The sequence below is a fragment of the Hyphomonas beringensis genome, assembly GCF_000682755.1.
In the GTDB taxonomy this organism is placed as follows: domain Bacteria; phylum Pseudomonadota; class Alphaproteobacteria; order Caulobacterales; family Hyphomonadaceae; genus Hyphomonas; species Hyphomonas beringensis.
Window position 1 is genome coordinate 1 of sequence record NZ_AWFF01000070.1, and the last position, 7,785, is coordinate 7,785.

General features: G+C 53.6%; 5 protein-coding genes. All 5 read left to right on the forward strand.

Going from position 1 to position 7,785, the window contains the following annotated elements; all coding sequences use genetic code 11:
- On the forward strand, positions 1 to 1,812 hold a 1,812-nt coding region (locus tag HY29_RS19405), incomplete at its 5' end, for a YDG domain-containing protein (RefSeq protein ID WP_034798526.1).
- A 751-nt stretch (positions 1,813 to 2,563) separates the two neighbouring features.
- Positions 2,564 to 4,216 (forward strand): ShlB/FhaC/HecB family hemolysin secretion/activation protein, encoded by a 1,653-nt coding sequence (locus HY29_RS15315; protein WP_162176741.1) that lies wholly within the window; start codon positions 2,564 to 2,566, stop codon positions 4,214 to 4,216.
- 711 nt (positions 4,217 to 4,927) lie between these two features.
- On the forward strand, positions 4,928 to 5,488 hold the full coding sequence (locus HY29_RS15320) for an invasion associated locus B family protein (RefSeq protein WP_162176742.1): 561 nt from the start codon (positions 4,928 to 4,930) through the stop codon (positions 5,486 to 5,488).
- Positions 5,489 to 5,534: 46 nt separating this feature from the next.
- A complete protein-coding gene (locus HY29_RS15325) occupies positions 5,535 to 6,077 on the forward strand; it encodes an invasion associated locus B family protein (protein WP_162176743.1) in 543 nt (180 codons plus the stop codon).
- A 27-nt stretch (positions 6,078 to 6,104) separates the two neighbouring features.
- On the forward strand, positions 6,105 to 6,905 hold the full coding sequence (locus HY29_RS15330; RefSeq protein ID WP_051601611.1) for a SapC family protein: 801 nt from the start codon (positions 6,105 to 6,107) through the stop codon (positions 6,903 to 6,905).
- The last annotated feature ends 880 nt before the right edge of the window (positions 6,906 to 7,785 follow it).

Sequence of the window (7,785 nt, forward strand, 5' to 3'; positions counted from 1 at the left end):
CTGTTGGGCGGGACGCTGGGCGGCGGCATTGTGTCTGGGGATGATGTGACGCTGGTGCGTCCTGCGACAGGCTTGTTTGCGAACAAGAATGTGGGCCAGGACAAGGCGGTTATGGCGTCCGGTTACGGCCTTGCTGGCGCTGAGGCGTCCAATTACCGGATCGAGGACCCGGACTATGTGACGGGGACGATCATGGCGAAGACGCTGACGATTACGGGCGTTCTGACGCCGGATGACCGTATCTATAATGGTCTGACGGGTGTCATCCTGACGGGCGGGGCGCTGGACGGCGTTGTAGCTGCAGATATGACTGCCGGCAGCGTGACGCTGAATGTGAGCGGCGCGACGGGCGAGATGGATGACAAGAATGCCGGTCTTGGCAAGACGGTTACGGCGAGCGGTTATACGCTGGAGGGAATGGACAAGGACAATTATGTCCTGACCCAGCCAACAGGTCTAACGGTTGATGTCGCGAAGAAGACGCTGACGATCATGGGTGTGACTGCAGATAGTCGTGTCTATGATGCTACGCGGATAGCCTCTGTGCAGGGCGGCACCCTGGAAGGTGTCATCGCTTCCGATGAGGAGTCGGTCGTACTGGAAACTGCGGGTCTCAGTGCTTTGTTTGCCGACAAGAATGTGGGTGAAGCCAAGACTGTGACGGTGAGTGGCTATGAACTGTCCGGTTCTGAAAAGACAAACTACACTTTGGTCCAACCTGAAGGGTTGAACGCGGACATTACCAAGGCCACCCTTTATCTGACCGGGCTGACGGCTGAGAGCCGGGCGTACGATGCGACGACAAGTGTCGATATCAACCGTACTGGATCTCTGTCGGATGTTCTGCCCGGCGATGACGTGAATATTACTTATGGTGTTGGAGCTGTTGCCGACAAGGATGTTGGAGACAACAAGTTGGTCAGCCTGTCCGGATTTGCCCTGACGGGTGTCGATGGCGAGAACTATGATGTCGTATTGCCAGATGACCTTACCGTCGCGATAGTCCCGGCATTGCTGACGGTGAATGTACTTGATGCTAAGCGAAGCCAAAATGACCCTAACCCGGTATTCGAGTCTCAAATTACGGGGTTCGTTCCTGGTGAGGACGAAAGTTACGTTAGCGGACTATCATACGAGACGGACGCGACGGCGGAATCATCCCCTGGTGCGTATACTATATTTGCGGATGGAGCTTCTGCGCCAAACTACGAATTCACCTATGTAGATGGTACGCTGACAGTTACGGCCGGGCTAACAGCATCTAGCCCCATTAGCGACATTGTCGCTGCGGCGGACCCTGCTCAAAGTGTAGATGCGAACGTGGATGTCATCACTGCAGATGCCTTTGCAAGTGAAAACCCGTTAGGTGAGGCGGTGGCAAATGTCCAACTGCTTGTAGAGATGTTGGGAGGCCTGACCGCAGAGGCTACACAAGAAAACAGTTCGGTTTCAACTGCTGGCCTCTTGTCGCAAGAGCCCGATTTTATTCGTCCCTCATATGATGACTTTACATTCGATACTGATCCTTCCGATGAAGTAATTCTGATGTCTGATGGAAGTGGGAGCGCTCGTCAGGTTGCCGTATCTGTCACTTCCGATAGCGGTGACCAGGGTCTCGATGAGTTCCTGTTCGGCTCGGCAGCTGAGGAGGGGCTATCAGGGAGCTCCCGTCAGGTCGCGGCATCCTTTCAGGATAGATCTTACTGGGGTGCAGGTGAAGACCAGGATAAAGGTCTGGTTTATAAGAAAATGAAGCCGAAGGTGAATTTAGGTCGTTCAGAAGACGTCTATTACGTCGGTTCTGCGTTATAAATTTTGCGTGCACAGTGAACATGCTTGGCGATCTGGATCGCTTCTGAAGTACCGTAGCCGCGATCACCTATGATGAGCTGAGCACAGACGAGTTCTCGGTAGCGGCCTTAGAGGGCCACGCGGGGAAGGGCTGCGGCCCTGGCAATGTTCTGCCGTTGGCCTGTATCTCGCATAAAGGCAGGAGGGAGCTGCATTTCGCTCCGAAAGTGTTTAACTTAAGTGTTAGGCGAATGCGCATACGCTAGTGAGCACCATTAAGCTATGTGCGCGATTTCTTTTCCAGTGTTCCTGGCTGCGCATTGCCAGCCTGCTCGACGCTCTGCTCCATTTTGGAGAAGTAATACACCGCATTGACCGGTGCATTCGCCACACGGAGGATTTTTAATTCATGAGATATTTCAGTCGATTCTGTGCGAGTTCACCGGTGGCCGAAAAGATTCTTATCTGAAATGGTGCTCTGTATTCGAAGAATGCTCCGGGGCGGAGTAAATGGGAGTTCTGTCTTAGTTATTCTTAGTAACTTCCAGCGGATTTTCTCTAGTTGAAACGAAGTATTTCTAGAGGAGTGCGGAAAATGCTTAGCATGATGAGCGGGTCCGGACGAGAGGTCAGTCTGGGCGGGTGTAGCGGGCGTGTGCGGAAGGATCTTGTTCGGTGGACGGCGCTGTGGGTCGCGCTTGTTGCTCCGGCGGTGGCTCAGTCTTCTTCGGGTGTTTCTGTCGACCCGCTTGAGCGGACAGGGCCGGTGTCTATGACCCGGTTTGAAGGTGGTCCAGGTGAGTTGCCACCGACTCTTGATCCGAGCCGTTTGCAGGGTAACTTGGAAGAGGCTCCCGAGATTCGGTCGACTCCACAGGAGTCCGTGCCGCTGAAACGCGAGACACTGACTCCGGATAATGCTGACCAGGTAACTTTTGTGTATCGGGAAATGCGCATTGAGGGGGCAACTGAGTTCAGCGATGATCAATTGCTGCAAGCTTGGACACTAACGGACGGTGAGACCGCTAGCGTTGCAGATATCTTCCGCTTTGCCAACGCCATAACAAGTATGTATGCGGAGGCGGGATACGCGTTGTCCTTTGCCGTTGTTCCTGAGCAGGATGTCGAGAACGGGATCGTAAACATCCGCGTTGTGGAAGGTTTCATCGACAAAATTGAGTTTTCGGAAGCAAAGAGCGACAAGTTCTCCGCCAAGGTTAGCCGACACAGGGCTGAAGCCATTCTCTCTAGGCTGGTCGGCTCCGGGCCATTGAAGACGGCGGATCTCGAACGCTGTATACTGCTCGTCAACGATCTTCCGGGCTTGAAGGTTGGAACCACTCTGGCGCCTTCGACAACCCCGGGAGGGGCCATTCTGGCAGTAGACATCAGAGACATCAAACCGTTGAGCGCTTCTGTAGACTACAATAACTATTTGCCGGACTCATTCAATCGCGATTCAGGCGGTGTCACGGCATCCGTTTCCGGTGTGCTCACGGGGTCGGATCAATTCAGTATCTCGGGGTGGAAGAGCTTCACGCAAGATGCATATTGGAGCGCTTCCGGAGAGGGGTCTATAGGCATTGGCAACAATGGCCTACGGGTTGGCGCGTCGTACGGCTATTCGAATAGCGAACCGGATGATGCATTCCTCACTGCACTGGAGTATTTAGGAGAAACCAAGCGTGGTCGAGCTTGGATGCGCTTCCCGCTGATCCGGTCGCGAACGCAGAACCTCACTCTTGAGGGAGCTCTGATTGCCAACAATTCCCGATCAGAAATTCTTGCGGATACGTTAGTAGATGATCGTCTCCGATCAGCAGAGGTCTCGCTCGCCTATGACTTCGCTGGCTCAGCTCGAGCTATCAACTATATTCGTGTTGGGGCCGAGCGTGGAATGGATATATTTGGTGCTCAGGGTAATAGCCGGGCAAATGGTCAACTTGAATACACTAATATTAATCTAGATCTCCAGCGCACACAGCCGCTTTGGGATGTGTTCTCAGGAAGTGTCTCTATGCAGGTCGGGTTAAGAGGTCAGGCAATGTTTGGCCCGGGCGGACTATTCAGCGGTTCTGAGTGTGCTTACGGGGGGCGCCGTTTTGGTCGGGCGTATGATTCGGGCGTTCTGAGCGGAGAGCAATGCGCACTCGGCTTTGGTGAAATGCGCTGGGATGGACGCGTAGGTCCTATTCAGGCGCAATTTTATGGTTACGGCGATGGTGGATACCTTTGGCAAAAGGGGCAGCTTGAGGCAGGTCAGCTGCGTGAGCGCTCAGGTGCATCAGCAGGCCTCGGGATGCGTCTGCATGTCACCGATTCAGTAAGTGCCGCGGTCGAGGGGGGGTGGGCCCTGGGCTCACCGACCGGTGTTGTCTTGGACGAAGACTTCAAACTCAACGCGAGTCTCAGTAAGCGATTCTAATAGTGCGAGGTCTACTTCGTGCTGGATGCTTCTGCTAAAGATATGGGAAGCGGCGGTACGTCAGGCCTCGTGGAAAGTTGGTCTGCGCCTTGTCTGTCTTTTACGGATGACCCACCAGATGACTAGTCCGGTGGTTTAAGGTGCCGGTGTTCATGCTTCCGCCTTCCATGGTGAGGCGCTAAGCACTGTTGGCGAGGCGCTTTTGCAGCGAGTGATGTATCGTCCGTCTAGCGAAGAGTGCGCTGATCCTGTGACCTGCCGGTGCTCTAAAGCTCCCTACTGAAAACGATATGGTTCATTTCGGATTCAATGCCTTGCGCGAAGATAATGTCGTCTTGAGTGAAGCTGGAGCCTAATCCTGCATCAGCTCTTATGAGGATAATCCCTGTAGTTATTCGAGCAGACGTAGGGCTTGCTTTCCAGTCGCGGCAGAGAGCACTCACCCACTATTGCCCAATACTTAGTCCGATCCCTGAGTTAGCTCCAAAATGGAGTTTAGTGCATATCGCCGTTAACCTTTAGTAATAGGTTCGACTCGATCCTTCAACTCGAAAGAGGGGTGGGCTGAGCCAGACTCGGACCGAGTTGATGGCAGCGACAGGCAGGTGAAGCTGTGTTGGCGATGATCACAACTAAACGTCAGTAATCGTAGGAATGGAGTTTTCAGGCGTGCGAATGGAATCGGGAGGATCTTTCAGGCGAGAGCGATGCGTGACGCAATCATTGAGATTCGCGCCATTGGCGATCCTTGCGCTAGGAATGGCGATACTCTCTGCAAGCGCTTCGCCGTTGCAGGCTCATGACGAGCGAATATTTGGTGACTGGGTGCTGATGTGCGTTTCAGATCAAGAGGCGCAGGGTATCGTGCCATGTGAAATTGTCCAGGCCGTCTTTGAGAGAGGCGGTGAGGTGCCGGTTCTTCGGTTAGCGTTGGCATATGCGGGCGATCGGGATGTATTTGGCATGCATATGAGCTTGCCGGCCGATACTCAGCAGTCTGCCGGTATTGTAATGCGCCTGAATGCCGAAAAAGATTTTGAATATGTTGTCTCATCCTGTGATGCGAGCAAGTGCGTCGGTATTGATATTCTCTATCCTGATCAAATTCTCGCTTTGACGGCAGCGGATAGCGCCTTCGTTGCCACGGTGCGGGCTGATGGGTCATTACGGCGTGTGCCTATCTCACTCAGAGGACTGGACGCGGCCATCGAGGCGGTGACAGAGCGAAATCTGGCTTGGGCGACCATGAGGGCTGACTATGCGGCAGACTAGGCTTGTCCAAGAATTCGAAAACCCTCAACTAAAGATAGGAAAAAAAATGAGATATGCGGCAAAAACATTAACGGCGACTCTCGCGTTATCCGCTTCCTTACTCGTAACAGGTCTTCCGGCATCTGCTGAGCTGTCTTCAGCCGACACAGAGAAGTTTGGAGATTGGGTGGTGCGATGCTCCGACCACGCTGGCTTGCCGCCATGTGATATGGCGCAGGCCGTTGCCGATCGTGAGACTGGTGCGCAAGTGATGCAGTTCTCGATCGCTTATGCAGGAACGGAAGATACCTACGGTGTGCTGATTAAGGCACCCCTGGGCGTTTTCCTGCCGGCAGGTGCAGCTATTATCGTAGATGGAGAGTACGCCAAGAAAGACATTGAGTTCGCCCGTTGCGACCGGGATGGGTGCTACGTCGAAAATGTGATGCGTGCGGATGACATGACGGCTTTCAAGGCTGAGGTTGCCGGCGCATTGGTCATGGTGTCTGCCGACGGCGACCTTATCACTCTGCCGCTCTCTTTCGTTGGGTTTCGCGAGGCGCTGGATGTGATGAGCGAGCGTAATAGGATTTGGGCGTTGGATTCCTGATTGTGTAGAAAAAGAAAGGACTGAGCAATGACTAAAGATAATCAAGTTGAAGCAGACCCGCAGGCGGCGTCTCTCCCCGCATTCTACAATTCGGTGACCCCGCTATTCAGCAAGGCTCACGAAAAGTATAGGTTCGATGGAAGAAAGGACTATGCTTTTGCGGCTGATGAGGCGGCCGTCATGTTGATAACAGACGAGTTCTCCTCGGCGCAGAGGGATTATCCTATTGTTTTTAGCCGTGACGATCAGCCAATGCCGGTTGCGCTGACTGGGCTTCCAGGACAGCACAATCAATTCGTATCTGCTCAGGGCAAGTGGAGGCCGGAGACTTACATTCCCGCCTATATGCGCCGCTACCCATTTATTCTGGCGTTCGCGCGGCAAGGTGCGAGCGAACTCTCACTCTGCTTTGATCCATCCAGCAAGAGTGTTTGCGAGAGCGACGAAGGAAACCTCTTCGTCGATGGTGAGCCCAGCTCCAGAACCCAGCGCATCCTTGAATTTTGCTCCGCCTACGAATTGGGAATTCGAAAAACCAGGCGCTATATGGAGACTCTTGTGGAGCTGGACTTGCTTATGGATGCGCAAGTTGACGTTAGGCTTCCAGGTAAGGAGCCAACTGTGCTCCGAGGCTTTCAGACCATTTCCGGTGAAAAGCTCAAGACCTTGGAGGACGACAAGGTATTGGAACTGGTGAGTAGTGGCGCGCTTGCTTTGATCTATGCTCACCTTTTTTCATTGAAGAATCTGGAACGGTTGGTCCGAAGCTCGATGGTTCAGGAGGATAAAACCAAGCGGAGCAGGCCAAAGACTCAGGCCGCTGCTTGATATGCTTGCCATGAAAAGGTTGCTGATCTGTCCGCACCATTAGGGTTTGGCTGACGGCTTCTCCCAGAAAAATCGGACGGTCTGCACTTAGATCGGTGAAGCTTTTAATAAGATGGGACCGGGCCGATGCGAAAGACAATGAACAACGAGCGATCCGAAAAGATAGTTCGCAGCCTAGAAGGTGAGTGTCCGATGTCTCCGCCTGGCCCCCAAAAAGGACGTGTTCCAGTGAGCAAGCAACTGAGTGCGCGGGAAAGCCCCAATTTTAAGCCGTGCCGATTTGCGGGTCTCCATGGCCCAAGGTGTATTCAGTGCGGAGGCTCATCGTCCTCGGGGTGCGGGTATAATGATTTGCCTGACCCTGGCACCCTTTCCGAGCTCGTCGAGCAGGAGCTCCCCAAATGGAGGGCGATTGTAAGGGTGTTGGAGGGGGCGACCCGTGATTCTGATGACCTTCTGGAAGAATTTCTGAAAGAACTGATCAGTTTGTCCACGGAGTTGTGTGCGAGTCTGCGTGTTCGGGCTGATGTAACAGAAGAATTTCTACTTTTCATGAGGGGGAGGCTCTCCGCGCGTGTGGAATCTAAAATAGGGGATGGCGCATGGGGCTCCCAAATTGAGAGCTACGACGACTTCGAAATGCGAGCGCTCCTGTTTCTGTTAAATAATACGACTACGAATAAATTTTATAAATGAGGTTGATGATGACGCGGGCAAATTTGAAAGAGACGACGGGTGTACTCAGAGCATCGCTCTTCTCGTCCAGCAGCATGTATGGCGTGATGGGGGTGGCCCTGTTGCCATTGATCGCGCCCTCCGCGGCTGCCCAGGTCTCTGCTCAGGCCGTTCTGCCAACGGATGGTGTCGTGACGGCGGGGAG

What these genes read in the sequence shown, in the direction of transcription:
- HY29_RS15315 (WP_162176741.1), top strand. Translation starts at nt 2,564, where the DNA reads ATGACCCGGTTTGAAGGTGGTCCAGGTGAGTTGCCACCGACTCTTGAT.
- HY29_RS15325 (WP_162176743.1), top strand. Translation starts at nt 5,535, where the DNA reads ATGAGATATGCGGCAAAAACATTAACGGCGACTCTCGCGTTATCCGCT.
- HY29_RS15330 (WP_051601611.1), top strand. Translation starts at nt 6,105, where the DNA reads ATGACTAAAGATAATCAAGTTGAAGCAGACCCGCAGGCGGCGTCTCTC.